Here is a 25,733-nt window from a genome sequence, read left to right as displayed (position 1 = left end):
TCTTATTGATAAATAAAGCCGGAGACGAACCAGGCAATCAGCACCGTTGGCGCACCTGTCAGGAAGCGGCTCACCAACACGGAAGGCACGCCGACGCGCACGGTGTCCTGGCGCGCTTCAGCCAGCGACAGCCCCACCGGGATAAAATCGCAGGCGGCCTGGGCATTAATGGCGAACAGCGCGGGCAGGGCGAGATGCGGGGGGATATTGCCAAGCCCAATCTGCACGCCAATCAGCACGCCAATCACCTGAGCAATGACCGCACCGGGGCCGAGGAACGGCGACAGCAGCGGGAAGGAGCAGATCAGCGCCAGCGTCACCAGCCCGAGAGGATGGCTGGCCAGCGGGGCCAGGCCGTGGGCGATCCAGTCGCCCAGGCCGGACGCCATGATGATGCCGATCAGCGCCGAGACGAAGGCCATGAACGGCAGGATGGTTTTCAGCACCGTATCGATGGTGTCGCGCCCGGACTGGAACAACACGGCTACCGCGGAGCCCATCCCCATCCCTACTTTTGCCAGCAGGCCGTCGCTCTGCTCGGTGATCTTCTTGCTGGTGTCATATTCGCGCGGTGCGCTCGTTTTCACCGGTGCGGAACCGTTTACCCGCGTGATGTTCTCTTCCTTTACGCCAGAGACGTAAATGTCTTCCAGGATATGCTGCGCCAGCGGGCCGGATTTCCCCGTCGAATGAATATTGACGGTAGGAATGCGCCGTTTCGGGTAGATGCCGCAGCGCAGGGTGCCGCCGCAGTCGATCACCGCCACGCCAATTTCCGCTTCTGGCGGCTCGCCTTCTTTAAAGCCGTCCACCGCTTCCCAGCCGGTGAGTTCGCGCAGCTTATCGACAATGGCCGGGCGGGTACCCGCGGTGATATAGACGATCTTTTTCTCGCCGGTGGCGTCGAGTTCCAGCGGGCCGCCCCAGCCACCCACGCCTTTTTCAATCCGGATACGGGTCATGCTGTGGCTCCCTTAAGCTGGACGTTCTGTTCAAGCTGAATACCCATTTTCTTTTCGAAAATGGCGGTGGTGAGATCGGTCACCCAGCCGCGGAAGAAGTTGGTCACCAGGCCGACCAGCAGGTAACTCACCGCCAGCGGACCAAGCGGCAGGCCGAGGGTGGTCAGGCCGCTGGCGATCCCCAGATAGACAAACAGCTCGCCGGGGTTGATGTGCGGAAACAGGCCGTTCATCGAGTGGCAGCTGTAGGATGCCGCCGCGTAGTAGCTCGGTTTGTAGCGCTCGGGCATAAAGCGTCCGAGGCTCAGGGTCATGGGGTTGCAGAACACGAAGGTACCGATGCAGGGCAGCAGCAGGTAGCGGGAAACGGGGTTACCGGCGCAACGCTGGGCCAGCTTTTCTATCCGGTGCTGGCCGATAAAGTTGATCAGCGCATTCATGATCACCAGCAGGCTGATCAGCAGCGGCAGAATGCCGGTGACCATGCCGGTAAAGACCTCGCCACCTTTCTGAAACAGCCCGATAAACCACTCGGCGCCATGGGTGATGGTTTCTATCATTGTTTTCTCCTGTAGGGTGAATTCTCTCTGGCGGGGTAATAATAATCACTTTGAAAGGTTTTAAAGTGTTAATTAGATCTCACAATGAAAGAAAAATGGATTATTTTGAAAGATAATGCGCGAAGCGTGGGGGATGGCGTTCAGATGAGAACGAATTTGCTTTCAGGCGCGTAAAGATTTTGCCGGGTACGCGTGCGCCCCTTCCTTGAGGCATCCCGGATGCTTTACCATACTTGCCACTTATCGAATTCGTTGAATGGATGTGTCATGTTTAAGCGTCGTTACGCAGCGCTACTCCCTGCGCTTATCCTGCTCTCTGCCTGCAGCAGTAAACCGAAGTCCGAAGAGGTCCAGCAAACGGCAGGTGCCCCTTCCGGCGGCTTTCTGCTGGAGCCCCAGCATAACGTGATGCAAATGGGGGGCGACTTTGCCAACAACCCTGCGGCGGAGCAGTTCATCGACAAAATGGTGAGCAAGCACGGCTTTAATAAAGCCCAGCTGCAGGAGATCCTCTCCCAGGCAAAACGTCTGGATTATGTTTTGCGGCTGATGGACCGCCAGGCACCGACTACCCAGCCGCCAGCCGGGCCAAACGGCGCATGGCTGCGCTATCGCAAACAGTTTATTACCCCGGACAACGTGCAAAACGGCGTGGCGTTCTGGAACCAGTATCAGGATGCGCTGACCCGCGCCCAACAGGTTTACGGCGTGCCGCCGGAGATTATCGTCGGGATTATCGGCGTGGAGACCCGCTGGGGACGCGTGATGGGCAAAACCCGCATTCTCGATGCGCTGGCGACGCTCTCCTTTAACTATCCGCGTCGCGCGGAATACTTCTCCTCCGAGCTGGAGACCTTCCTGCTGATGGCGCGCGACGAGCAGGATGACCCGCTGGATCTGAAAGGCTCCTTTGCCGGTGCGATGGGCTACGGCCAGTTTATGCCGTCCTCCTATAAGCAGTACGCGGTGGATTTCAACGGGGACGGGCACATCAACCTGTGGGACCCGGAAGATGCCATTGGCAGCGTCGCCAACTACTTCAAAGGACATGACTGGCAACCCGGCGAACCGGTGGCCATTCTCGCTAACGGCCAGGCACCTGGACTGGAGAACGGCTTTAAAACCCGCTATAGCGCAGCGCAGCTGACCTCGGCCGGCCTTACGCCGCAGCAGCCGCTGAAGGGGAATCAGCAGGTGAGCCTGCTGCGTCTGGATATTGGCACCGGCTATCAGTACTGGTACGGTCTGCCAAACTTCTACACCATCACCCGCTACAACCACAGCACGCACTATGCGATGGCGGTCTGGCAGCTGGGGCTCGCGGTATCACAGGCGCGGGCGTCATCTCCGTTCAGTTAACCGATGAAAAGGTGAGTGGCGAATGCCGCTCACCTGTAAACCTCAGCAGAACGGGCAGGTTATTTTTTCTGAAGCCCCCTCGTAAAACGTCCACCTCATCCTCATATCTACAGACTAAAGTGCTATCTTGTGCTGCATGTTTTTCAGGAGCCTAAACGATATGACTGACCATGAATTGATGCAGCTTAGTGAGAAAGTAGGGCAGGCGCTGAAACAGCGCGGGGCGACTGTCACTACCGCTGAGTCCTGTACCGGCGGCTGGGTGGCGAAAGTCATCACCGATATCGCAGGCAGTTCCGCCTGGTTTGAACGCGGTTTTGTCACCTACAGTAATGAAGCGAAAGCGCAGATGATTGGGGTGCGGGAGCCCACGCTTATTGAGCATGGCGCGGTCAGTGAACCGGTGGTCATCGAGATGGCGATTGGCGCGTTGCGTGCCGCCCGTGCGGATTACGCTATCTCTGTAAGCGGTATCGCCGGGCCAGACGGCGGCAGCGCGGAAAAGCCTGTCGGCACGGTCTGGTTTGGCTTTGCGACCGCCCAGGGCGAGGGAATTACCCGTCGGGAGTGCTTCAGCGGTGACCGTGAAAGCGTGCGCCGTCAGGCCACCGAATATGCGTTAAAAACGCTCTGGCAACAATTTCTACAAAACACTTGATACTGTATGAGCATACAGTATAATTGCCCCAACAGAACAGAAATCCACGGTGAAGCGCAGTTGTTTCACCCGGCATGAGAGGAAAAAATGGCTATCGACGAAAACAAACAGAAAGCGTTGGCGGCAGCACTGGGCCAGATCGAAAAGCAATTCGGTAAAGGTTCCATCATGCGCCTGGGTGAAGATCGTTCCATGGATGTAGAAACTATCTCCACCGGTTCGCTTTCTCTGGATATTGCACTGGGTGCTGGCGGCCTGCCTATGGGTCGTATCGTAGAGATCTATGGGCCAGAATCTTCCGGTAAAACCACCCTGACGTTACAGGTTGTGGCTGCTGCACAGCGCGAAGGTAAAACCTGTGCCTTTATCGATGCCGAGCACGCGCTGGACCCGGTCTACGCACGTAAGCTGGGCGTGGATATCGATAACCTGCTGTGTTCCCAGCCGGATACGGGTGAGCAGGCGCTGGAAATCTGTGACGCACTGGCACGCTCTGGCGCAGTTGACGTCATCATCGTCGACTCCGTTGCAGCGCTGACCCCGAAAGCAGAGATCGAAGGCGAAATCGGTGACTCTCACATGGGCCTCGCGGCACGTATGATGAGCCAGGCGATGCGTAAGCTGGCCGGTAACCTGAAGCAGTCCAACACGCTGCTGATCTTCATCAACCAGATCCGTATGAAGATTGGTGTGATGTTCGGTAACCCAGAAACCACCACCGGTGGTAACGCGCTGAAATTCTACGCCTCTGTGCGTCTGGACATCCGCCGTATCGGTGCTGTCAAAGACGGTGAGAACGTGGTGGGTAGCGAAACCCGCGTGAAAGTGGTGAAGAACAAAATCGCTGCACCGTTTAAACAGGCTGAATTCCAGATCCTCTACGGTGAAGGTATTAACTTCTACGGTGAGCTGGTTGACCTCGGCGTGAAAGAGAAGCTGATTGAGAAAGCGGGCGCCTGGTACAGCTACAACGGCGACAAGATTGGTCAGGGTAAAGCGAATGCTATCTCCTGGCTGAAAGAGAACCCGGCAGCGGCGAAAGAGATTGAGAAAAAGGTACGCGATCTGCTTCTCAACAATCAGGATACCAAGCCGGACTTCACTGCGGATGACGCAGACGTAGAAGAAACCAACGAAGACTTCTAATCACTTGATGTAATAAAAGGGCTGCGATTGCGGCCCTTTTTTGCATTTGTTTTTCAGCAGGTGCTTTATGAATGAATCATCCCCCCGACGCCCCGCCTGGAACCGTCTGCTGGATCGCGCGGTACGCATTCTTGCCGTGCGTGACCACAGCGAACAGGAGCTGCGCCGCAAACTCTCAGCGCCCGTTATGAGTAAAAACGGACCTGAAGCCATCGATGCCACGCAAGAAGATTACGATAAAGTGATCGCCTGGTGCTATGAGCACGGCTATCTGGACGATACCCGCTTCGTCTCACGCTTTATTGCCAGCCGCAGCCGTAAAGGCTATGGCCCGGCGCGTATTCGCCAGGAGCTTAATCAGAAAGGTATCGCGCGCGAAACCAGCGAAAGGGCGATGCGCGAATGCGAAATTGACTGGTGTGAACTGGCGCGGGAACAGGCGGTGCGGAAGTACGGTGAACCGCTGCCGCGTGAGTTTTCAGAAAAAGTCAAAATCCAGCGCTTTTTGCTCTACCGCGGGTATCTGATGGAAGATATTCAGGAGATCTGGCGTAATTTTACTGATTGAACGCATGCGGGATTTTACTTCCCACTAAAGAAAACTTATCTTATTCCCACTTTTTCCAGTAGCTGGTCAGTCCAACAAAGGTTGTGTAGTGGCCTGCTGTGACATTTCGTTAGCTTGATTTCAGGATAATTATGAGCAAGAGCACCGCTGAGATCCGACAGGCGTTTCTCGATTTTTTCCATAGTAAGGGACATCAGGTTGTTGCCAGCAGCTCCCTGGTACCGAACAACGATCCAACTTTACTGTTTACCAACGCCGGGATGAACCAGTTCAAGGATGTTTTCCTTGGTCTCGACAAGCGTAATTATTCCCGCGCAACCACCTCGCAGCGTTGCGTACGTGCGGGTGGTAAACACAACGATCTGGAAAACGTCGGTTATACCGCGCGTCACCACACTTTCTTCGAGATGCTGGGTAACTTCAGCTTCGGCGACTATTTCAAAAATGACGCAATCCAGTACGCATGGGAACTGCTGACCGGTGAAAACTGGTTCAACCTGCCGAAAGAGCGTCTGTGGGTTACCGTCTACGAAACCGACGATGAAGCCTATGAAATCTGGGAAAAAGAAGTCGGTATTCCGCGCGAACGTATTATTCGCATCGGCGATAATAAAGGCGCACCTTATGCCTCTGACAACTTCTGGCAGATGGGTGACACCGGTCCATGCGGCCCGTGCACCGAAATCTTCTACGATCATGGCGATCACATCTGGGGCGGCCCTCCGGGTAGCGCTGAGGAAGACGGCGACCGTTATATCGAGATCTGGAACATCGTCTTCATGCAGTTCAACCGTCAGGCTGACGGCACCATGGAGCCGCTGCCGAAGCCATCCGTCGATACCGGTATGGGTCTGGAGCGTATTGCTGCGGTACTGCAACACGTTAACTCCAACTACGACATCGATCTGTTCAGCAACCTGATTAAATCCGTTGCCGAAGTGACTGGCGCGGCCGAACTGAGCAACAAATCCCTGCGCGTTATTGCCGACCATATCCGTTCCTGTGCCTTCCTGATTGCTGATGGCGTGATCCCATCGAATGAAAACCGTGGTTACGTGCTGCGCCGTATCATTCGTCGCGCCATTCGTCACGGCAACATGCTGGGCGCGAAAGACACCTTCTTCTATAAGCTGGTGGGTCCACTGGTTAGCGTCATGGGCGCAGCGGGTGAAGAGCTTAAACGCCAGCAGGCGCAGGTTGAGCAGGTTCTGAAAACCGAAGAAGAGCAGTTTGCCCGTACGCTGGAGCGTGGTCTGGCTCTGCTGGACGACGAGCTGTCGAAGCTGAAAGGCGACACGCTGGATGGCGAAACGGCTTTCCGTCTGTATGACACCTATGGCTTCCCGGTTGACCTGACGGCGGACGTTTGCCGTGAGCGCAACATCAAAGTTGACGAAGCAGGCTTTGAAGCAGCAATGGAAGAGCAGCGCCGTCGCGCGCGTGAGTCCAGCGGCTTTGGTGCCGATTACAACGCAATGATCCGCGTTGATGGCAGCAGCGAGTTCGAAGGTTATGAGCACCTGGAAACCAACGGTACAGTGACTGCCCTGTTTGTTGACGGCAAAGCCGTGGACAGCATCAGCGCGGGCCAGACTGCTGTTGTGGTTCTGGATAAGACACCGTTCTACGCAGAATCGGGCGGTCAGGTTGGCGATAAAGGCGAGCTGAAAGGCAATGGCTTCAGCTTTGCGGTCAGCGACACGCAGAAATACGGTCAGGCAATTGGTCACCAGGGCACGCTGGCATCCGGCGAACTGAAAGTGGGCGAGGGCGTACAGGCTGTCGTTGACGAAGCGCGCCGCGAACGTATTCGTCTGAACCACTCCGCGACGCACCTGATGCACGCCGCGTTGCGCCAGATTCTGGGCACGCACGTTGCGCAGAAAGGCTCGCTGGTGAATGACAAAGTGCTGCGTTTCGACTTCTCGCATTTTGAAGCGATGAAACCGTCTGAAATCCGTGCGGTGGAAGATCTGGTCAACGCTCAGATCCGCCGTAACCTGCCTGTCGAAACCAACATCATGGATCTCGAAGCGGCAAAAGATAAAGGCGCGATGGCTCTGTTCGGCGAGAAGTATGACGAACGTGTACGCGTGCTCAGCATGGGTGATTTCTCCACCGAACTGTGTGGCGGTACGCACGCCAGCCGTACGGGCGACATCGGTCTGTTCCGCATCCTGTCCGAATCCGGAACCGCGGCAGGCGTTCGCCGTATCGAAGCGGTTACCGGTGAAGGCGCAATTGCCAGCCTGCATGCTGAGAGCGATCAGCTGCACGATATCGCACAGCTGCTGAAAGGCGACAGCCAGAACCTGGGCGAGAAAGTGCGCAGCGTGATGGAACGCACCCGTCTGCTGGAAAAAGAGCTGCAGCAGCTGAAAGAACAGGCTGCGGTTGCTGAGAGCGCAAACCTCTCCAGCAAAGCGGTTGAAATTAAAGGCGTTAAGCTGCTGGTCAGCGAACTGGCAGGCGTTGAGCCAAAAATGCTTCGTACCATGGTCGACGATCTGAAGAACCAGCTCGGTTCAACGGTTATCGTTCTGGCAACGGTAGCAGAAGGTAAGGTTTCTCTGATTGCGGGCGTATCGAAGGACGTGAGCGACCGTGTTAAAGCAGGGGAACTGATTGGTATGGTCGCTCAGCAAGTGGGCGGCAAAGGTGGCGGTCGTCCAGACATGGCGCAAGCCGGTGGTACGGACGCAGCAGCCCTCCCGGCAGCACTGGCCAGTGTAGAAAGCTGGGTAAATTCGAAACTGTAATAATTACAAAGCGTACACAGACGCCATAACGACATCGTTATGGCGTACTGCGCTCTACGCTATCGATAATGATAAAGTCAGGTTGAGTTTGTGTATATCGGCTAAACTTACGTTTAACAGATTGTGATGCCGTGACTGCCTACACATTACGTGTTTGTCATCGCTTACTTTTTGGCGTTATATGATGGATAATGCCGGGATACAAGAGACCCGACTCTTTTAATCTTTCAAGGAGCAAAGAATGCTGATTCTGACTCGTCGAGTTGGTGAGACCCTCATGATTGGGGATGAGGTCACCGTGACAGTTTTAGGGGTAAAGGGTAACCAGGTTCGTATTGGTGTTAACGCCCCTAAAGAAGTCTCTGTTCATCGTGAAGAGATCTACCAGCGTATCCAGGCTGAAAAATCCCAGCAGTCCAGTTACTGATATTATCGCGTCTCGCTGTCTGGCGAGACGCAACCCTCCTGTCATTCTCCTCTCTTAAAGTTACCGTTCTGTTTCGATTGCTCTGTTTTTGACCACTCTCATATCGTTTACCTGGGCAAAATCCATCTTTCTGGATGTAGAAGAGTGCGGAAAGGAGCGCAAAATCCGTTTATAAAACACCCTCTTTGCGGGTTTTACATGCGAATTGCCTGTGATTTGTGCAAACGATAAAAGCTTGTGGAAAATTGTTTGACTTATAAGTCCCAGAAAGTAATATATGCGCCACGCAGCGACGAGAAGCTCTTAACGAGTTACTCGAAGCACTCGAAAGAGGCGTTGTGTGGTGAGGTGGCCGAGAGGCTGAAGGCGCTCCCCTGCTAAGGGAGTATGCGGTCAAAAGCTGCATCCGGGGTTCGAATCCCCGCCTCACCGCCATTTTGCATCCGTAGCTCAGCTGGATAGAGTACTCGGCTACGAACCGAGCGGTCGGAGGTTCGAATCCTCCCGGATGCACCATCTATTACTTCATATTGCTTTAGAAGTGATATGAATATCGAGCAGTACAGTAGTAAATCCCGATGCATCCGTAGCTCAGCTGGATAGAGTACTCGGCTACGAACCGAGCGGTCGGAGGTTCGAATCCTCCCGGATGCACCATATTCTCCGAGATAACAGCGACGCTGTTGTTTCAAGGTCTGCGAGTTAATCGCAAGCACCAGGGAGGATAACGCTGCTTTAGCAGCGGCCCGAAGGGCGAGGCGCAGCCGAGTAATCCTCCCGGATGCACCATCTATTACTTCATATTGCTTTAGAAGTGATATGAATACCAGGCAGTACAGTAGTAAATCCTGATGCATCCGTAGCTCAGCTGGATAGAGTACTCGGCTACGAACCGAGCGGTCGGAGGTTCGAATCCTCCCGGATGCACCATCTATTACCTCATATTGCTTTAGAAGTGATATGAATACCAGGCAGTACAGTAGTAAATCCTGATGCATCCGTAGCTCAGCTGGATAGAGTACTCGGCTACGAACCGAGCGGTCGGAGGTTCGAATCCTCCCGGATGCACCATTCTTTCGATATCCCCTTTGTAGTTTATTTCTTCAGCACTCCCAATCTAATGCCCGCCTTAAGCAGCGACAAAACGCCTTGTTTACGTTAAAGTAACGCTTTGTAATCCTTTCGCGAGAGCACGATGTACGCACAGTATGACGGTTTGATTTTCGATATGGATGGCACCATCCTGGACACCGAGCCAACGCATCGTAAAGCCTGGACAGACGTTCTGGGCAGGTACGGTATGCGTTTTGACTTGCAGGCGATGATTGCCCTCAACGGATCTCCAACCTGGCGTATTGCTCAGGCCGTGATTGAACTGAATCAGGCCGATCTCGATCCCCACCAGCTCGCGCGTGAAAAAACCGATGCGGTTAAAGCCATGCTGTTAGACACCGTACGTCCTTTACCTTTAATTGAAGTAGTAAAGGAGTGGCACGGGCGTCGTCCCATGTCTGTCGGCACGGGCAGTGAAAGCGCTATTGCCGAGGCTCTGCTCAATCATCTTGGGCTGCGCCACTATTTTTCTGCCGTGGTCGCGGCCGATCATGTTAAAAACCATAAGCCTGCTCCAGACACCTTCCTGCTTTGCGCAGAGCGCATGGGTGTGTCACCTGCGAAGTGCGTCGTGTTTGAAGATGCCGATTTCGGTATTCAGGCAGCACGGGATGCCGGTATGGCCGCGGTGGATGTTCGCTTACTGTGAGTGACGCGCTGTCACTTGCTTCATTATTCGCCAGCAGTTTTTTAAGCGCCACGATCCTGCCCGGAAACTCGGAAGTGGTGTTGGTGGCGATGCTCTTGTCCGGCGTCAGTCAGCCCTGGCTACTCGTGTTAATAGCAACAATGGGTAATAGCCTTGGAGGCCTGACTAACGTTATTCTTGGACGATTCTTTCCGCTACGCAAAACGTCGCGCTGGCAGGAAAAGGCAGTCGGCTGGCTAAAACGCTATGGCGCTGCCACGCTTTTATTAAGCTGGATGCCGGTAATCGGTGATTTATTGTGCCTGCTGGCGGGATGGATGCGCATCTCCTGGGGGCCCGTGCTCTTTTTTTTATGCCTTGGCAAGGCGTTGCGCTACATTCTTGTAGCCGTTGCAACTTTGCAGGGTATGACGTGGTGGCACTAATTGGACTGTTTGTGACCAGAAACCATTACAATTATGCTAAATAAAATGATTTTGACAGGCGGGAGGTCGAATTGATCCCGGACGTATCACAGGCACTGGCCTGGCTGGAAAACCACCCTCAGGCTCTGAAGGGTATTCAGCGCGGTCTTGAGCGCGAAACGCTGCGCGTAAACGCAGATGGCAGTCTTGCAACGACGGGTCATCCGCAGGCGTTAGGTTCGGCGCTGACCCATAAATGGATCACCACTGATTTCGCCGAAGCGCTGCTTGAGTTCATTACGCCGGTAGACGGCGAAATTGACCACATGCTGAAAATCATGCGTGACATTCACCGCTACAGCGCCCGCAATCTGGGTGATGAGCGGATGTGGCCGCTGAGCATGCCTTGCTATATCGAGCAAGGACAGGAGATTGAACTGGCGCAGTATGGCACGTCCAATATTGGCCGTATGAAAACGCTCTATCGCGAAGGGTTAAAAAATCGCTATGGCGCGCTGATGCAGACGATTTCTGGCGTGCACTATAACTTCTCCCTGCCGATGGCATTCTGGCAGGCGAAATGCGGCGAAACGGATAAAGAAGCGATCTCGGCAGGCTATTTCCGTCTGATCCGTAACTACTATCGCTTTGGCTGGGTCATTCCGTATCTGTTTGGCGCTTCCCCGGCGATTTGCTCCTCTTTCCTGCAGGGCAAACCGACCACGCTGCCGTTTGAGAAGACCGAATGCGGCATGTATTACCTGCCGTACGCCACCTCCTTACGCCTCAGTGACCTGGGTTATACCAATAAGTCGCAAAGCAATCTCGGAATTACGTTTAACGATCTGCACGAGTATGTGGCAGGATTGAAGCGGGCGATCAAAACGCCGTCGGAAGCCTACGAAGAGATCGGTCTCGAAAAAGACGGTAAGCGCCTGCAAATCAACAGTAACGTTTTACAGATTGAGAACGAGCTGTACGCCCCTATCCGTCCGAAACGCGTCACGCGCAGCGGCGAAACGCCGTCGGATGCGTTAAAGCGCGGCGGGATCGAGTACATCGAAGTCCGCTCTTTGGATATCAACCCGTTCTCGCCGATTGGCGTGGATGAGCAGCAGGTACGCTTCCTTGATCTGTTTATGGTCTGGTGCGTGCTGGCGGATGCGCCGGAAATGAGTTCTGACGAACTGCTTTGCACCCGCACTAACTGGAACCGGGTGATCCTCGAAGGGCGCAAGCCTGGCCTGACGCTCGGCATGGGTTGCCAGACGGCACAGTTCCCGCTGCAGCAGGTGGGTAAAGATCTGTTCCGCGATCTTAAACGTGTCGCCCACACGCTCGATAGCGTCTACGGTGGTGATGAATATCAGCAAGTGTGCGATCGGCTGGTGGAGAGTTTCGACAATCCTGAACTGACATTCTCGGCACGCATTCTGCGTTCTATGATTGATCAGGGCATCGGCGGTACCGGACGTGCGCTGTCGGCGGAGTATCGCGATATGCTGCGTCAGGAGCCGCTGGAAGTGTTAAGCGAAGCAGATTTTGCTGCCGAACGCGAGGCGTCGTTGGTGCGTCAGAGTGAGATTGAGGCGGCGGATACCGAGTCGTTTGCTGAGTATCTGGCGAAACAGGCCTGACAGAAAAGAAAAAGGCCACATCGCTGTGGCCAAAATAACATCTCTGAAGAACAGGGATGATGATAACAAATGCGCGTCTTTCATATACTCAGACTCGCATTGAACAGAAGAGTTCATTATTTTTAAAAAATAATCACTATCGGAGGTGACGTATGCCGTTATTAGATAGCTTTACTGTCGACCATACCCGTATGGAAGCACCTGCTGTACGCGTTGCGAAGACCATGCATACCCCGCACGGCGACACGATCACCGTTTTCGACCTGCGTTTCTGCGTACCAAATAAAGAAGTGATGCCGGAGAAAGGCATTCACACCCTCGAGCACCTGTTCGCCGGCTTCATGCGCGATCACCTGAACGGGAACGGCGTTGAGATCATCGATATCTCTCCAATGGGCTGCCGTACCGGTTTCTATATGAGCCTGATTGGTGTGCCTGAAGAGACGCGTGTGGCCGATGCCTGGAAAGCGGCTATGGCTGACGTGCTGAAAGTAAAAGAGCAGAACCAGATCCCGGAGCTGAACGTTTACCAGTGCGGGACGTATCAGATGCACTCTCTGGAAGAAGCCCAGGATATCGCCCGTCATATTCTTGAGCGTGACGTTCGCGTCAACAGCAACGAAGCGCTGGCGCTGCCTAAAGAAAAGCTGCAAGAGTTACACATCTAGCGCTTAAGCTCCGTACCCTCTCTCTGCAGAGGGTACATTGTCTACATTTTTATGTAACAACTCTCATCTAATAATTCCTTTATATTTTCTTAAAAATTTGTACTCGGTTGTGAATTCAGTCGTTTCTGATTATATTGCTTGCGGGGCATAACCGTGGATGATATATATTCATTCCGTGAAAGTATGCGCTTAATTCCCGATTGTTACTCATGTTGCAGGGGGGTTAATAGTATACTGCTATATCAGAATGAATCTTTCAGAGGGAAATATGAAATTTAATTATACTGGCACTGCTATCTTTTTATCCGCTCTTTTACTGGCCGGGTGCAGCGCTACATCATCAACGACCAAATCTGTCGCGAAGCCTATTTCTCAAGCCCCTGAGGCGCAGAAGCAGGAAGTCCAGTGCTATCAGGAGTTCACAGCATTACAGAAGCTGGATCCTGCAGCCTATGAAACTTTTCGTCAGCAATTCGATAATATTAACAAAAACTACAAAGTATATGAAGCAAATAAAAGTTTGATCGATTCAAATGCCTCTGAAGTCATGTTGACGGAAATAAACCGAAAACTTTCTTTAGTCTGTGTACGTGTTAAAAATTCTGTATATACCAACATGATGCAACGTGCGAATGAAATGAACAAAATATGAAAAAATACTTTAGTGCAGCAATATGCTGCGGATTATTATTGTCGACAGGGAAGTCGTATTCTGCAGGCACCGATTTACTGGATCAGTTGAATAGAGAAAAAATCATCGGCAACGATTCAGTAAATCCTTTTATTGCTCCTGAAGTAACGTCCTCCCAATCAAAAATCTCTTCATCAGTGGCCACCGCGGTGCAGCAGAAAGCGAAGCCTGCGCGCGCCCCTGAGACCCACTCTAGTAAGGCTGTCTTACAAGATACCCAGCGTCTGCGCAAGGCGCAGGAAAAACTCACTCTCCTGAGTAATCAATTACAAAATGCTAACAATAAAATAACTGAACTTACTCAGGAATTAGCTGACGTTCAAAATAAAAAAGCAGCACTTGAAAGAGCGGCAGTAGTAGAAAAAAGCGATATTGCGCTTAAAGAAAAGAAGCTGGTAAACAATGAAAGTATGCCAGTTGCCAGCGCTCAACAAATAGCGCTGGATAGCCTTTTGGCGACGCTAAAAATATCTAACAGCGATTTTAAACAGAAAAATGCTGAACTATTAGCGCAGCTAAACCATTCAACGGCCCGAAGCGAAGAGCTAAATAAACAGCTTGCCGCGGTTCAGTCGCAGAAAACAAAGCTTGAAGCTCAACTTAACGTGCTGGCGTCCTCCAGCACGGGCGACAAGCAAAAAAGTAGCGAACTGATCGGGCAATTGAATAAATCACTAGCCCGGAGCAATGAGCTAGACAAACAGCTTGTTGACGCGCTGGCACAGAAAAAAATGCTGGCAGAGCGGCTTGCCGCACTGGAATCAAGCAGCGGCGACGACAAGAAGAAAAGCGCAGAGATAGCCGGACAGCTGAGCAAAGCCACCGCCCGCAGCGACGAGCTGAGCAAGCAGCTTGCCGATCTGCAGGGTCAGAAGAAGACCCTGGAAGAGCAGCTGACGGCCCTGAAAAACAGCAGCACCGGGGACAAACAAAAAAGCGCGCAGATGGCGGAGCAGCTGAACAAGGCCAGCGAGGAAAGTGCGGCGCTGCTTAAGGAGCTTGCCGAGCTCAAACTGCAGAAAAAGGATCAGGAGCAGCAGCTGGCGACCCTGATGAGCAGCAGCGGCGACGACAAGAAGAAAAGCGCAGAGATAGCCGGACAGCTGAGCAAAGCCACCGCCCGCAGCGATGAACTGAGCAAACAGCTTGCCGATCTACAGGGGCAGAAGAAAACCCTGGAAGAGCAGCTGACGGCCCTGAAAAACAGCAGCACCGGGGACAAACAAAAAAGCGCGCAGATGGCGGAGCAGCTGAGCAAAGCCACCGCCCGCAGTGATGAGCTGAGCAAGCAGCTTGCCGATCTGCAGGGGCAGAAGAAGACCCTGGAAGAACAGCTGACGGCCCTGAAAAACAGCAGCGCCGGGGACAAACAAAAAAGCGCGCAGATGGCGGAGCAGCTGAGCAAAGCCACCGCCCGCAGCGATGAACTGAGCAAACAGCTTGCCGATCTGCAGGGGCAGAAGAAGGCCCTGGAAGAGCAGCTGACGGCCCTGAAAAACAGCAGCACCGGCGACAAGCAAAAAAGCGCGCAGATGGCGGAGCAGCTGAACAGGGCCAGCGAGCAAAGCGCGGCGCTGCTTAAGGAGCTTGCTGAACTCAAATTGCAGAAAAAGGATCAGGAGCAGCAGCTGGCGACCCTGATGAGCAGCAGCGGCGACGACAAGAAGAAAAGCGCAGAGATAGCCGGGCAGCTGAGCAAAGCCACCGCCCGCAGCGATGCGCTGAGCAAGCAGCTTGCCGATCTGCAGGGGCAGAAGAAGGCCCTGGAAGATCAGCTGACGGCCCTGAAAAACAGCAGTGCCCAGGCGACCAGTACAGCGAAAGAGCTCGATGCCTTAAAATCACAGCTTTCGACGGTGAATCTGCAAAAAGTCACGGCGGAAACCCGCTTAGCCGAACTGGAAAAACAGTTAAATACCGAAAAGACCCGGTCTGAGCTTGCGCTTAATCAGCTTGAGGATGCCAAAAATGTCATCTCCTCGCAGGCGTCGCTGCTGACCGTGCAGAAGAGCAGTGCCGGAAGTGAAAAAGAGAAGTTGCTTAAAGAGCTGACCGATCTCCAGACACAGAAGAAAGCCCTGGATGCGCAACTGGCCTCACTGAAAGACGCCAGTGCAAAAAACGCGACGCTCGACAAAGAGCTGACCGACTTGCAGACGCAGAAAAAAGCCCTGGATAGTCAGCTGGCTACGCTGAAAGCGGTCAATGAGAAGAGTGCTGCGCAGGCCAAAGAGCTGACTAACCTGCAGATGCAGAAGAAAGCGCTGGAAACAGAGCTGGCCGCGCTGAAAGAGACTCAGCAGAAAAACGCCGCACTGACCAAAGAACTGGCCGATCTGCAAACCCAGAAGGAAGCGCTGAATACTCAGCTCGCCACGCTCAAAACCAGCAGTGACAAGAGCACCGGCGCAGTGAAAGAGGTCGATGCCTTAAAAGCCCAGCTGGCGGCGTTAAATGTGCAAAAAGCCACCCTGGAAACACGGATGGCCGAGCAGGAGAAGCTGCTTAAAAGCGAGAAGTTGAAAATCGATATCGCCCAGAGTCAGCTTGAAGACGCCAAAAAAGTCATGGCTTCCCAGGAATCTCTTCTGGCGCTTCAGAAAAATAACGCGAGTAGCGAAAAAGACAAAATTGGTGCGTTGGCTACCCAGTTGGCAACCGCCGGAAAAGAGGCTGAAGAGCTGAAGAAACAGCTGACCCTGCTTCAGACGCAAAAAGTCGCGCTTGAAGAGCAGCAGAAAACGCAAAATGCCTCTCTGGCAACACTGACGGCCGAAAACCAGAAGCTGAAGGAGAGTCAGGCTGTATCTGCAAAAACGGCTGTTGAATCACCGAAAATGAAGATCGATAAGGCTGCGGCAAAAGATACCCTTACCAGCTATGCCATTGGCACCTGGTATGGCGATGCGGCAGGGCGTGAGAAGAGCAAGCTAGAGGAGCTGAATAAAAAGCTCGATCTTAATGCCTTTATGCAGGGCTTTAACGATAAGGTGAACAATAAGCTCCAGCTGGCGCCAGCCGCGCTTTCGAAGGAGCTTGCCGGGCTGGACCAGGTACAGAAAAAGCAGTTTGTCACGTTGCAAAGCGAAAACGAAAAGAAGAGCAGAGCGATTATGGCTAAAGCGGCGAATGAGAAAGGCGCGAAAAGACTGCCTGACGGTGCCGTCTACAGAATCCTGCAACAAGGCGAGGCACCGCTGATCAACAGTCAGAATGAAATTATCACCGAGATTGATGAAGTGCTCGGCACCGGTAAGGTCATGTCCAGTAAAGAAGTCCGCGCCAGCCGGGTCAAAGATTTGCCGCCGCTGTTCCAGACGGTAGTGAAAAAGCTGGGGCTGGGAGGGGAGGTCAAAATGCATATTCCGGCGAAGCAGGCTTACGGTGAAGCGGGTGTTCCAGGCTTTGTGCCCCCAGGTACGGTCTCGATCATTACGATTAAAATTATCGGTATCAAGTAATCTATATCACGACCATAAAAAAACGGATCTGCATGCAGATCCGTTTTTCTTTTCAGGTGTTAGTGCGCGCCGCCGCCTCCGCCCCCCGCCCCAAACGGCGGTTTGGCGAACCAGATTAGCCCCAGCAGCACAATGAATACCCCGGCCGATAACCAGAAAATCTCGTTGGCGGAGATAATCAGCCCCTGCGCGGTGATCTGCTGCGCTATCCAGCCGGATGCCTGCTGCTCGGTCATGCCCATTCCCTGCAGCTGGCTGTAAACCTCCTGCGCCTGGGGATTGAACACGTTCACTGACTCGGTCAGCTGCGCATGGTGCAGCGACTCCCGGTTGGTCCACATGGTGGTGGTCATCGAGGTGCCAATGGAGCCCGCCAGCGTACGCATAAAGTTCGACAGGCTGGACGCCGCCGCCATCCTTTCCGGCGGCAGGCCGGAGAGGGTAATGGTGGTGAGTGGCATAAAGAAGCAGGCCACCGCAAAGCCCTGAATGAACTGCGGCCACGCCGATGCACCAAAGTCCATGCCTGGCTCAAAGGTATAGGCGCGCCAGTAGAAGCACACCGCATACATGATGAAGCTGAAGGTCACCAGCCGACGCATATCGAGCTTATGGGCAAAGCGGCCGATAATTGGCGAGAGCAGGACCGGGATCACCCCGACCGGTGCAGACGCCAGCCCCGCCCAGGTGGCGGTATAGCCATATACCTCCTGCAACAGCTGCGGCAGCAGAACAATCGCGCCGAAGTAGAGCATGTAGGCAAGGCTAATACACAAACACCCTATGGTGAAGTTGCGCGACTTAAACAGCGATAAATCGACTATCGGATTATCGTCCGTCAGCTCCCAGACGATCAGGAAGCTGAGCGCCACCACCGCCACGACTGTCAGAACGATGATCTCCTGCGAGGCGAACCAGTCCAGCTCTTTCCCGCGGTCGAGCATAATCTGCAGGCTGCCGATGCCCAGCACCAGCAGCGCCAGGCCGACGCCATCAATTCGCCGTTGTTCGGTGCGGGTTTCGCGGCCGCGCAGCGACTGCAGGGTCAGCAACACCACCACCGCGCCAATCGGCACGTTGATGAAGAAGATCCAGCCCCAGTGATAGTTATCGCTGATGTAGCCGCCCAGAATCGGGCCGCAGATCGGCGCGACAATCACCGTCATCGACCACAGCGCCAGCGCGACAGAGCGCTTGGCTGGCGGATAGTTGTTGAGGAGCAGACTTTGCGACAGCGGGATAAGCGGCCCGGCGACAATCCCCTGGATCACGCGGAAGAAGATCAGCATGGTGAGGCTACTGGAAACACCACACGCCCAGGAGGCCAGCACGAAGGCGATCGTTGACCAGAGGAACAGCTTCACTTCCCCGACGCGCTTTGCCAGCCAGCCGGTAATTGGAATGGAGATGGCGTTCGCCACCCCGAACGAGGTGATCACCCAGGTCCCCTGGCTCAGGGATGAGCCAAGGTTCCCGGCGATAGTCGGGATCGCCACGTTCGCGATGGTGGAGTCCAGCACCTGCATGAATGTCGCCAGCGAAAGCGCAATGGTCATGATGACCAGTTGCGCCCCTTCCAACGGTTTTTGCGGTTTTTGCTGTTGCATAACGCTCACCTTCGGATTAACCGGCGTTCGCCTTCACGATGTCATCGATCAGCTTATTCACCGGCTCAAGGCTGATCTCGCGGGCATTACTTTCGTAAGCCGGGTTCGAACGCGCCTGGTTTGCCAGCATCTGGCCGTCACGGTTGGCAGTGTCGACTGTGACCAGCGTGGAGAGACCAATACGCAGCGGATGATCCGCCAGCTGCTTCTCATCCAGCTCGATACGGACCGGCAGACGCTGAACCACTTTGATCCAGTTCCCGGTGGCGTTCTGCGCAGGCAGCAGGGAGAAGGCGCTGCCGGTACCCATATCCAGCCCAACAACTTTACCTGTGTACTTCACGTCGTCGCCGTAGATATCACTGACGACCGTTGCGGTCTGGCCGATACGCATATGCGCCAACTGCGTCTCTTTGAAGTTAGCATCCACCCACAGATTGGTGGCCGGCACTACCGCCATCAGCGGGGTTGAGGAGGTGATCTGGGCGCCAGGCTGTACGGCACGACGGGAAACGTAGCCGGTCATCGGGCTGACGATTTTGGTTCGCTGCAGCGCCAGCCAGGCGTTGCGCACTTCCGTCGCCGCCTGTTTCACCGCCGGTTGTTGATCGAGGGTCGTATTCAGCACCATCGCCTGGTTGGCGTTGTATTGCTGAAGGGCCACATCCAGCTGGGCCTGCGCGCTGGCAACGGCATCACGGGCGTGTTGCAGCTCTTCACGGCCAATCAGGTTGGCACTGCCCAGTGGAACGCGACGGTTAAGATCGCTCTGGGCCTGCGCCAGGGCGGTTTTCTGCACGTCGATACTGGCTTGCAGCTGTTTGCTGTTGATCATCAGCTGACGGGTCTGACGCACGCTTGACGCCAGCTCAGTCTGCGCTTTTTCAAACGCCTGCTGGGCATCGGTCGGATCCAGCGTTACCAGCACGTCGCCTTTTTTCACAAAGTCGGTATTGTCAGCCCAGACTTTCGTCACGCTGCCCGACACCTGCGCCATAATCTGAACCTGGTTCCCTGCCACGTACGCGTCATCCGTCTCTTCACTATGACGCAGTACTAAAAACCAATAGATCCCATATGCCACGGCAATGATAATAAAGAGCAAGGTCAGCAGAATAAGGGCGCGCTTGCGCTTGCCTTTCTTGTTGACCGGTTGCTGCGGGGTTGTGTTCTCCGCATTTGCGCTCATGTTTTTCTCCACGATCTTATTATTTCACATCGGCTGAGCCGACCTGTTATCAGAAAGGCCAGCAGTATGACGTGCTGGCCTGACGGTTTTCTTATTAATCTGGATTTTTGGAGCGTGTCGTCGCGTTAGCGCAGCGCCTCAAGAACAGCGCCATCTTCATCCATCTGATCCAGACGGGTGAGCAGCTTGCGGGTGATATGCTCGAGCTGATCTTTCTCGGCGCCGGTTAAAGACGACCAGAGTTGATGCAGGCAATTGTGCTGAGGTGGAAGCACCTCGCGCAGGAATTCGTGACCTTTGTCGGTCAGTTGCAGGTGCAGACAACGGCGGTCGTTGTCGCTTTCGCGGCGTTCAATCCAGCCACGTTTCTCCAGCTCATCGGCAATACGGGTGGCATTCGTACGGGACGAACCCAGCGCGCAGCTTAGCTCGGAGGGCTGAATGCTGTGATTTTCCTGAGACTCCAGCGTAATCAACGCCATAAACAACGTCTCGTTAATCCCTTGAGCTTTCAGCATTTTATTGCGATTTTCCAGCAGCTTACCCTGCATGTGCATGCAGAGACGCGTTAACAGGATCTCCTGATAAGGGAAATCTGCATAGCGACTGGCGCGAAACTTAAGCATTTGTTCAATGGGCGTAAACGAACTATCCATTTGGGCATAACCTCATTAATTACAGCCGATATAGTAACGACAGTGACAAATAATGTAAATGAATTATTTGCGCGGCTAAAATCCACGCGACAAATTTCACTGTCATCAAGAGCCGGGTTGATCCGTGACCCGGTAAGCACAGAAAAGAGGGGAGGGCACTGGCAAAACGGGGATGGGTCTTCGGGCGTATGCTATTCATGCGGTATTCTAATATATTACCCACACAAAAATTTCCGATATAAATGATTCCGTACCTTAACAGACTGAGGGGCTCCTTAACACCCTGAGGAGCCCCAAACTTATGTAAACCTTATTGAATGGCTTCCTGACGGTGGTAGCCGCGCCACCACACCAGCAGATTAAGCACCGCCATCACCGCACCCACGGCACACACGCCCATCCAGCCGGCATGCTGCCACGCCGAGGCCGAGATAAGCGACCCGGCCGCACCGCCGATAAAGTAGCTGGTCATGTACCCGGCCGTCAGGCGGTTACGGGCGTCCGGCTTGACGCGGTAAATCACGGTCTGGTTTGTAATATGCACCCCCTGGACGGTGAGATCGAGCACCAGAATGCCGACAATCAGCGCCAGCACCGAGACATGCCCGTACCAGATTGCCGCCCAGGAGAGCAGCAGCATTACCAGCCCGACGGTGGTGGTCAGATGCGATTTACCTTTATCCGCCAGCCCACCCGCAGGACGTGCGCCCAGCGCGCCGGCAGCGCCGGCCAGACCAAACAGGCCGATCATGCCTTCGGAATAGTTAAACGGCGGTGAGGCCAGCAGGAAGGCCATCGAGGTCCAGAGAATGCTGAAGTTCGCGAAGGTGAAGCAGCCCAGCAGCGCCCGGGTGCGCAGCAGTTTATCTTTAATAAACAGGCTGAACACGGATCCCAGCAGCTGCGGATAGTTGAGATGGGTCTCCGACTTCACCTTCGGCAGGCCGCGCCACAGCGCCAGCGCCATCACCACCATCAGCACTGAGGCTACCCAGTAAACGGTACGCCAGCCGCCGATGCCCGCCAGTAAACCCGCGACGGTACGCGCCAGTAAAATCCCCAGCAGCAGGCCGCTCATAATGGTACCCACAACTTTACCGCGTTTCTCCGGCGAGGCGAGGGTGGCGGCGAGCGGCACCAGAATCTGCGCGACAACCGAGAACAGGCCGGTCAGGGCCGTACCCAGGATCATCATGCTCAGCGACTGGCTGGAGGCGGTGATCAGCATCCCGCCCGCGGCCAGCAGAGTCATGGAGACAATCATCGCCCGACGTTCGAACATATCCCCCAGCGGCACAAGGAACAGCAGGCCAACGGCATACCCCAGCTGAGCGGCGGTGACGATAAAACCGGCCGAGCTTGCGGTGAGCGAGAAGTTGCGGGCGATGGTTTCCAGAAGGGGTTGAGCGTAATAGTTACTGGCGACCGTCAGACCGGTTGCCACTGACATCAGCAGAATAAGTGCGGGGCTAAGCCCTTGAGTTGTTTTTGTCATTGGTTTTCGAAAACATGAGTTAAGTGATTATTTTTTCGTAAACCATAATAACGGATGAATGCTGGAGGCGGGGAGTTGTTAAGTGATGGATCGTGCGGTTTGAGCCCTCACCTTAACCCTCTCCCCAGAGGGGAGAGGGAAACGCGAGCACTTACTTCTGCGCGGCCAGCGCCTCATTTACCCACGCATCAAACTGCTGCTGGTGGGCTTTGATCCAGCCGTCAATATGACCCTGGACATCGGCCTCAGACGATTTGCCGGCATGCATCATCGCGTTCTGCGCGTTGATATCCGCCAGCGGCAGCTTCATGACCGAGAACAGCTTCGCCGCGGCCGGGTTTTTCTCCGCCCAGGCTTTGTTGGCCACGATGTGCATGGTGTTCACCGGGAAGCCGTAGTTCATGCCGTTCGGCAGTTTGGTGTCGATGTCCTTCTGCTCGCCCGGCAGGGAGGAGAACGGCACCTGCAGCCAGACCACATCTTTACCCGGCTTCAGCACATCGCTCACCCAGTATGGCGTCCAGGTGTAATAGATGACCGGTTTGCCCTCTTTAAAGCGGGCGATAGTGTCCGCCATCATCGCGGAGTAGTTGCCGTGGCTCACCTCCACCGTTTTTGCCAGGTCGAAGGCTTTGTTCTGGTGATTAATCACCGCTTCGCAGCCCCAGCCCGGCGAGCAGCCCATCATGTCGGCTTTGCCATCCCCGTTGGTATCAAACAGTTTCGCAATCTTAGGATCTTTCAGCTGTTCAATATTGGTGATGTGATACTGGTCGGCGGTTTTCTTGTCGATCAGGTAGCCCTGGGCCGCACCGGTGACAAAGGTCCCTTCGCGGTAGAACTTTTTGTCGCCGCCCGCGGCGCTGTACATGTCGTCATGCAGCGGCTGCCAGTTGACGGCGGTAAAGGTGGCATCGCCAGAGGCAATAGAGGTATAGCCCACGTTGTAATCCACTTCGCTGGGCTTATTGACCGTGTAGCCCAGCTTCTCCAGCGCCCGGCTGACCAGCCCGGTCTGGAAGGACTCTTCGGAGATGGTGCTCTGTACCGGTTGCACGGTAATGCCTTTGCCCGGCAGATCGGCTGCAAATGCGCTGGTGGAGGCAAGGGTGGCAAACGCTGTGGCAAAAATTACGCTATGTCGCATCGTTGTTCCTTATTTTGCTTTCGTGAAGGGGCGGGTGATTAACCCGACAGGGCCGGTGGTATACCAGCGACGGTTGCCGCGACTGCGTGAATCACGACCGACAGCCTGAGTCAGGCGGTCAAGGATAATGGCGAGGATCACGATCCCGACGCCGCCGACGGTTGCCAGCCCCATATCGAGACGGCCAATGCCGCGCAGAACCATCTGACCGAGACCGCCCACGGCGATCATCGAGGCGATGACCACCATCGACAGGGCCAGCATCAGGGTCTGGTTCACACCCGCCATAATGGTGGGCATCGCCAGCGGCAGCTGAACTTTAAACAGCATCTGGCGCGGGCTGGCGCCGAACGAGCGCGAGGCTTCGATAAGGTCCGCAGGCACCTGGTTGATGCCGAGAATGGTCAGACGCACAATCGGCGGCAGGGCGAAGATGATGGTGACCACCACGCCCGGCACGTTACCGATGCCGAACAGCATTACGATAGGCACCAGGTAGACAAACGCCGGCGTGGTCTGCATCGCATCCAGCAGCGGGCGGATAATTTTTGCCGCCCGCGGGCTGCGTGCCAGCCAGATCCCCATCGGCAGGCCAATCACCACGCAGAAGAGCAGGGCGGTCAGCACCAGCGCCAGGGTGATCATCGCCTGGGACCATGCCCCGATCGCGCCGATCAGGATCAGCGAAACCAGCGTCGCCACGCCCATCCCCGCACTGCCAAACTGCCAGGCAATCAGCGAGAACAGGACGATCGCCACCGGCGCAGGCATCCCCAGCATCAGCTGCTGGAAGCCATTGAGGATATAATCCACCGGGACGCGAATGCCCTGGAAGACCGGACGGAAGTGGGTCACCACCCAGTCGATCCCCTCCGTCACCCAGCTGTCGAGCGGGATCAGGGTCTTATGGAACGGATCCATAATATTGAAATGTTCCGGCGCAGGTGCAGGGGCGCTGGTCAGCCAGTCGGCCCCGCCGCCGTCAGCGGGTGCGGGAGTGGAAGTGCCCCACGCGTCTGCGGATTGTGCCGCGCTGTCCGCCGCTTCTGTGGTGCCCCACGGGTTAGATTGATCAGCCATTGTTTGCCCCCTCGCGATCTAAAGCCTGCAGCAACATGCGTTTTGAGATGATGCCGACGTACTGTTGTTCCTCTCCAACCACCGGTACCGCGCACGGCGCCTGGCCTACGTGGGAGAGCAACTCGCTGAGCGGCGTTTCGGCATCCACGGCAAGTGGCGCGTCGATTAACGCCGCATCGATTCCCAGATTTTCGCCAAGGGCGGTTTTCAGGGAGTCGATGGAGACAACGCCGACAAATTTATTGCCGCGTTCAACCAGATAACCGTATTCACGGTCTTCGTCCTGCAGCAGCTTCAGCGCCGAACGCGGGCCGAAACCTGGCGTTTTACGGATAATGCCGTTTGGCGTTCTGCGGGCAATATCTTTGGCGCTGAACACCTGGCTAATATCCACGCCGCGGAAGAAGGTGCGCACATAATCATTCGCCGGATTATTGAGAATTTCATCCGGGGTGCCTACCTGGACCACTTCGCCGTTTTGCATAATGGCAATACGATCGCCAATTCGCATGGCTTCATCGAGGTCATGGGAAATAAAGACAATGGTGCGCTGATGGCGGGACTGCAGTTTTACCAGCTCATCCTGCATCTCGGTACGAATTAATGGATCGAGGGCCGAGAAGGCTTCGTCCATTAATAATATATCGGGATTGATCGCTAATGCGCGGGCTAATCCCACGCGCTGACGCATACCGCCGGAGAGTTCATCCGGATAAGCGTGCGCGTAATTTTCCAGCCCGACCTGACGCAGCGCATCCAGCGCTTTTTCCTGGCGCTCATTGGCCGGGATACCCGCTAATTCCATACCGAAGGCGGTATTATTTAGCACCGTCATATGCGGCATCAAAGCGAACGACTGAAACACCATCGCGATCTTTTTCCTGCGCACCTCGCGGAGCTCGGCGTCCGATATTCTGGCGATATCAACGCCGTCAATCAGCACCTGTCCACGGGTGGGTTCAATCAGGCGATTGAGAAGGCGAACCATAGTGGATTTACCCGAGCCGGATAACCCCATGATGACGAAAATCTCGCCTTCTTCAATGGCCAGACTGGCGTCTTTAACGCCAAGCGACAGCCCGGTTTTTTCCAGAATTTGTTCTTTTGACAGACCTTTTTCAATATATTTGAAAGCCCTCTGCGGGTGCTCGCCAAATATTTTGTAGAGATTTTTCACTTCTAATTTAATTGCCATGCAATAGAGAATGTCCCGTTATTTATTTAAGTCGATAGAATTACCAGTAAAATAATAAGCAGGCCATACCCTAACATACTCAGAATCTGAGACAACCCTTGTGCCGCTTGTGGCACGAATTTTGCCGCGGTTTGAATGCAGAGACTATCGCTGAATTTCCCATGAGATAAGGGCTGAGCGGCAAATGCAATTTTTTAAGATTTTTATGACGCGGCCGGGGAATTTCGCCTGAATCACGAGGATTCAGGCGAATATGACCACAGAATTACAGCGTAGATCACAGAGGAATATTTGTCAGGAAA

21 protein-coding genes and 5 tRNA genes are annotated in these 25,733 nt (G+C 54.6%); 17 read left to right on the top strand and 9 right to left on the bottom strand.

Annotated elements, in window-relative coordinates:
• Positions 1-2: 2 nt before the first annotated feature.
• Both srlE and srlA read right to left on the bottom strand, forming a co-directional pair.
• A complete protein-coding gene (srlE, locus tag NB069_RS17370) occupies positions 3-962 on the bottom strand; it encodes a PTS glucitol/sorbitol transporter subunit IIB (RefSeq protein ID WP_250585562.1) in 960 nt (319 codons plus the stop codon).
• Entirely contained in the window at positions 959-1,522 is a 564-nt protein-coding gene (srlA, locus tag NB069_RS17365) for a PTS glucitol/sorbitol transporter subunit IIC (protein ID WP_250585560.1), read from the bottom strand. The genes srlE and srlA overlap by 4 nt, the downstream gene beginning before the upstream one ends.
• Before the next feature lie 267 nt (positions 1,523-1,789).
• On the opposite strand from srlA, the gene mltB reads away from it, so the two are divergent.
• The 17 genes from mltB to NB069_RS17280 all read left to right on the top strand — a co-directional run bounded on the left by mltB (position 1,790) and on the right by NB069_RS17280 (position 17,062).
• Positions 1,790-2,881: a lytic murein transglycosylase B gene (gene mltB, locus NB069_RS17360; RefSeq protein WP_250585558.1), complete on the top strand. Its 1,092-nt coding sequence runs from the start codon at positions 1,790-1,792 to the stop codon at positions 2,879-2,881.
• A 160-nt stretch (positions 2,882-3,041) separates the two neighbouring features.
• Positions 3,042-3,539, top strand: a complete 498-nt coding sequence (gene pncC, locus NB069_RS17355) for a nicotinamide-nucleotide amidase (protein ID WP_250585556.1) — start codon at positions 3,042-3,044, stop codon at positions 3,537-3,539.
• 87 nt (positions 3,540-3,626) lie between these two features.
• The gene (recA, locus tag NB069_RS17350) at positions 3,627-4,685 is read left to right on the top strand and encodes a recombinase RecA (protein ID WP_250585554.1); all 1,059 of its coding nucleotides are present in this window, start codon (positions 3,627-3,629) and stop codon (positions 4,683-4,685) included.
• Between the two features lie 67 nt (positions 4,686-4,752).
• Positions 4,753-5,253: a recombination regulator RecX gene (gene recX, locus NB069_RS17345; protein WP_250585552.1), complete on the top strand. Its 501-nt coding sequence runs from the start codon at positions 4,753-4,755 to the stop codon at positions 5,251-5,253.
• A 131-nt stretch (positions 5,254-5,384) separates the two neighbouring features.
• The gene (gene alaS, locus NB069_RS17340) at positions 5,385-8,012 is read left to right on the top strand and encodes an alanine--tRNA ligase (RefSeq protein ID WP_250585550.1); all 2,628 of its coding nucleotides are present in this window, start codon (positions 5,385-5,387) and stop codon (positions 8,010-8,012) included.
• A gap of 241 nt (positions 8,013-8,253) precedes the next feature.
• The gene (csrA, locus tag NB069_RS17335) at positions 8,254-8,439 is read left to right on the top strand and encodes a carbon storage regulator CsrA (protein WP_000906486.1); all 186 of its coding nucleotides are present in this window, start codon (positions 8,254-8,256) and stop codon (positions 8,437-8,439) included.
• Between the two features lie 342 nt (positions 8,440-8,781).
• A tRNA-Ser gene (locus NB069_RS17330) sits at positions 8,782-8,874 on the top strand.
• 4 nt (positions 8,875-8,878) lie between these two features.
• Positions 8,879-8,955, top strand: a tRNA-Arg gene (locus tag NB069_RS17325).
• 64 nt (positions 8,956-9,019) lie between these two features.
• Positions 9,020-9,096: transfer RNA gene (locus NB069_RS17320), tRNA-Arg, on the top strand.
• A 196-nt stretch (positions 9,097-9,292) separates the two neighbouring features.
• Positions 9,293-9,369 (top strand) — tRNA-Arg (locus NB069_RS17315).
• Positions 9,370-9,433: 64 nt separating this feature from the next.
• Positions 9,434-9,510 (top strand) — tRNA-Arg (locus tag NB069_RS17310).
• 124 nt (positions 9,511-9,634) lie between these two features.
• On the top strand, positions 9,635-10,201 hold the full coding sequence (gene yqaB / locus NB069_RS17305; RefSeq protein WP_250585548.1) for a fructose-1-phosphate/6-phosphogluconate phosphatase: 567 nt from the start codon (positions 9,635-9,637) through the stop codon (positions 10,199-10,201).
• The gene (locus NB069_RS17300; protein WP_039029988.1) at positions 10,198-10,626 is read left to right on the top strand and encodes a YqaA family protein; all 429 of its coding nucleotides are present in this window, start codon (positions 10,198-10,200) and stop codon (positions 10,624-10,626) included. The genes yqaB and NB069_RS17300 overlap by 4 nt, the downstream gene beginning before the upstream one ends.
• Positions 10,627-10,697: 71 nt before the next feature.
• Positions 10,698-12,242 (top strand): glutamate--cysteine ligase, encoded by a 1,545-nt coding sequence (gene gshA / locus NB069_RS17295; protein WP_250585546.1) that lies wholly within the window; start codon positions 10,698-10,700, stop codon positions 12,240-12,242.
• Between the two features lie 152 nt (positions 12,243-12,394).
• On the top strand, positions 12,395-12,910 hold the full coding sequence (gene luxS, locus NB069_RS17290) for an S-ribosylhomocysteine lyase (protein WP_250585544.1): 516 nt from the start codon (positions 12,395-12,397) through the stop codon (positions 12,908-12,910).
• Between the two features lie 268 nt (positions 12,911-13,178).
• On the top strand, positions 13,179-13,562 hold the full coding sequence (locus tag NB069_RS17285; RefSeq protein ID WP_250585542.1) for a hypothetical protein: 384 nt from the start codon (positions 13,179-13,181) through the stop codon (positions 13,560-13,562).
• Positions 13,563-14,263: 701 nt separating this feature from the next.
• Positions 14,264-17,062, top strand: coding sequence for an FKBP-type peptidyl-prolyl cis-trans isomerase N-terminal domain-containing protein (locus tag NB069_RS17280; RefSeq protein ID WP_250585540.1), 2,799 nt, complete (start codon positions 14,264-14,266; stop codon positions 17,060-17,062).
• 59 nt (positions 17,063-17,121) lie between these two features.
• Here NB069_RS17280 and emrB read toward each other — a convergent pair whose 3' ends face one another.
• The 7 genes from emrB to proV form a co-directional block, all read right to left on the bottom strand.
• Positions 17,122-18,669, bottom strand: a complete 1,548-nt coding sequence (emrB, locus tag NB069_RS17275; RefSeq protein ID WP_250585538.1) for a multidrug efflux MFS transporter permease subunit EmrB — start codon at positions 18,667-18,669, stop codon at positions 17,122-17,124.
• Positions 18,670-18,685: 16 nt separating this feature from the next.
• Complete coding sequence (emrA, locus tag NB069_RS17270) at positions 18,686-19,858, bottom strand: multidrug efflux MFS transporter periplasmic adaptor subunit EmrA (RefSeq protein ID WP_250585536.1); 1,173 nt, start codon at positions 19,856-19,858, stop codon at positions 18,686-18,688.
• Positions 19,859-19,983: 125 nt separating this feature from the next.
• On the bottom strand, positions 19,984-20,514 hold the full coding sequence (gene mprA, locus NB069_RS17265) for a transcriptional repressor MprA (RefSeq protein ID WP_250585534.1): 531 nt from the start codon (positions 20,512-20,514) through the stop codon (positions 19,984-19,986).
• A 310-nt stretch (positions 20,515-20,824) separates the two neighbouring features.
• The gene (locus tag NB069_RS17260) at positions 20,825-22,009 is read right to left on the bottom strand and encodes an MFS transporter (protein WP_250585532.1); all 1,185 of its coding nucleotides are present in this window, start codon (positions 22,007-22,009) and stop codon (positions 20,825-20,827) included.
• A gap of 151 nt (positions 22,010-22,160) precedes the next feature.
• Positions 22,161-23,156, bottom strand: coding sequence for a glycine betaine/L-proline ABC transporter substrate-binding protein ProX (gene proX, locus NB069_RS17255; RefSeq protein ID WP_250585530.1), 996 nt, complete (start codon positions 23,154-23,156; stop codon positions 22,161-22,163).
• A gap of 9 nt (positions 23,157-23,165) precedes the next feature.
• On the bottom strand, positions 23,166-24,236 hold the full coding sequence (gene proW, locus NB069_RS17250; RefSeq protein WP_250585528.1) for a glycine betaine/L-proline ABC transporter permease ProW: 1,071 nt from the start codon (positions 24,234-24,236) through the stop codon (positions 23,166-23,168).
• Complete coding sequence (proV, locus tag NB069_RS17245) at positions 24,229-25,431, bottom strand: glycine betaine/L-proline ABC transporter ATP-binding protein ProV (protein ID WP_250585526.1); 1,203 nt, start codon at positions 25,429-25,431, stop codon at positions 24,229-24,231. Before proV ends, proW begins: the two co-directional genes overlap by 8 nt.
• Positions 25,432-25,733 lie beyond the last annotated feature (302 nt).

Origin of the sequence: Leclercia adecarboxylata (genome assembly GCF_023639785.1) — a bacterium.
Lineage (GTDB): Bacteria > Pseudomonadota > Gammaproteobacteria > Enterobacterales > Enterobacteriaceae > Enterobacter > Enterobacter adecarboxylatus_D.
Note: the sequence above shows the minus strand (reverse complement) of the source record. Positions and strands in the feature narration are given on the sequence as shown.

What these genes read in the sequence shown, in the direction of transcription:
- mprA (WP_250585534.1), bottom strand. Translation starts at nt 20,514, where the DNA reads ATGGATAGTTCGTTTACGCCCATTGAACAAATGCTTAAGTTTCGCGCC.
- luxS (WP_250585544.1), top strand. Translation starts at nt 12,395, where the DNA reads ATGCCGTTATTAGATAGCTTTACTGTCGACCATACCCGTATGGAAGCA.
- emrB (WP_250585538.1), bottom strand. Translation starts at nt 18,669, where the DNA reads ATGCAACAGCAAAAACCGCAAAAACCGTTGGAAGGGGCGCAACTGGTC.
- NB069_RS17285 (WP_250585542.1), top strand. Translation starts at nt 13,179, where the DNA reads ATGAAATTTAATTATACTGGCACTGCTATCTTTTTATCCGCTCTTTTA.
- srlA (WP_250585560.1), bottom strand. Translation starts at nt 1,522, where the DNA reads ATGATAGAAACCATCACCCATGGCGCCGAGTGGTTTATCGGGCTGTTT.
- proW (WP_250585528.1), bottom strand. Translation starts at nt 24,236, where the DNA reads ATGGCTGATCAATCTAACCCGTGGGGCACCACAGAAGCGGCGGACAGC.
- mltB (WP_250585558.1), top strand. Translation starts at nt 1,790, where the DNA reads ATGTTTAAGCGTCGTTACGCAGCGCTACTCCCTGCGCTTATCCTGCTC.
- srlE (WP_250585562.1), bottom strand. Translation starts at nt 962, where the DNA reads ATGACCCGTATCCGGATTGAAAAAGGCGTGGGTGGCTGGGGCGGCCCG.
- pncC (WP_250585556.1), top strand. Translation starts at nt 3,042, where the DNA reads ATGACTGACCATGAATTGATGCAGCTTAGTGAGAAAGTAGGGCAGGCG.
- yqaB (WP_250585548.1), top strand. Translation starts at nt 9,635, where the DNA reads ATGTACGCACAGTATGACGGTTTGATTTTCGATATGGATGGCACCATC.
- recA (WP_250585554.1), top strand. Translation starts at nt 3,627, where the DNA reads ATGGCTATCGACGAAAACAAACAGAAAGCGTTGGCGGCAGCACTGGGC.
- csrA (WP_000906486.1), top strand. Translation starts at nt 8,254, where the DNA reads ATGCTGATTCTGACTCGTCGAGTTGGTGAGACCCTCATGATTGGGGAT.
- recX (WP_250585552.1), top strand. Translation starts at nt 4,753, where the DNA reads ATGAATGAATCATCCCCCCGACGCCCCGCCTGGAACCGTCTGCTGGAT.
- emrA (WP_250585536.1), bottom strand. Translation starts at nt 19,858, where the DNA reads ATGAGCGCAAATGCGGAGAACACAACCCCGCAGCAACCGGTCAACAAG.
- proV (WP_250585526.1), bottom strand. Translation starts at nt 25,431, where the DNA reads ATGGCAATTAAATTAGAAGTGAAAAATCTCTACAAAATATTTGGCGAG.
- NB069_RS17260 (WP_250585532.1), bottom strand. Translation starts at nt 22,009, where the DNA reads ATGACAAAAACAACTCAAGGGCTTAGCCCCGCACTTATTCTGCTGATG.
- alaS (WP_250585550.1), top strand. Translation starts at nt 5,385, where the DNA reads ATGAGCAAGAGCACCGCTGAGATCCGACAGGCGTTTCTCGATTTTTTC.
- proX (WP_250585530.1), bottom strand. Translation starts at nt 23,156, where the DNA reads ATGCGACATAGCGTAATTTTTGCCACAGCGTTTGCCACCCTTGCCTCC.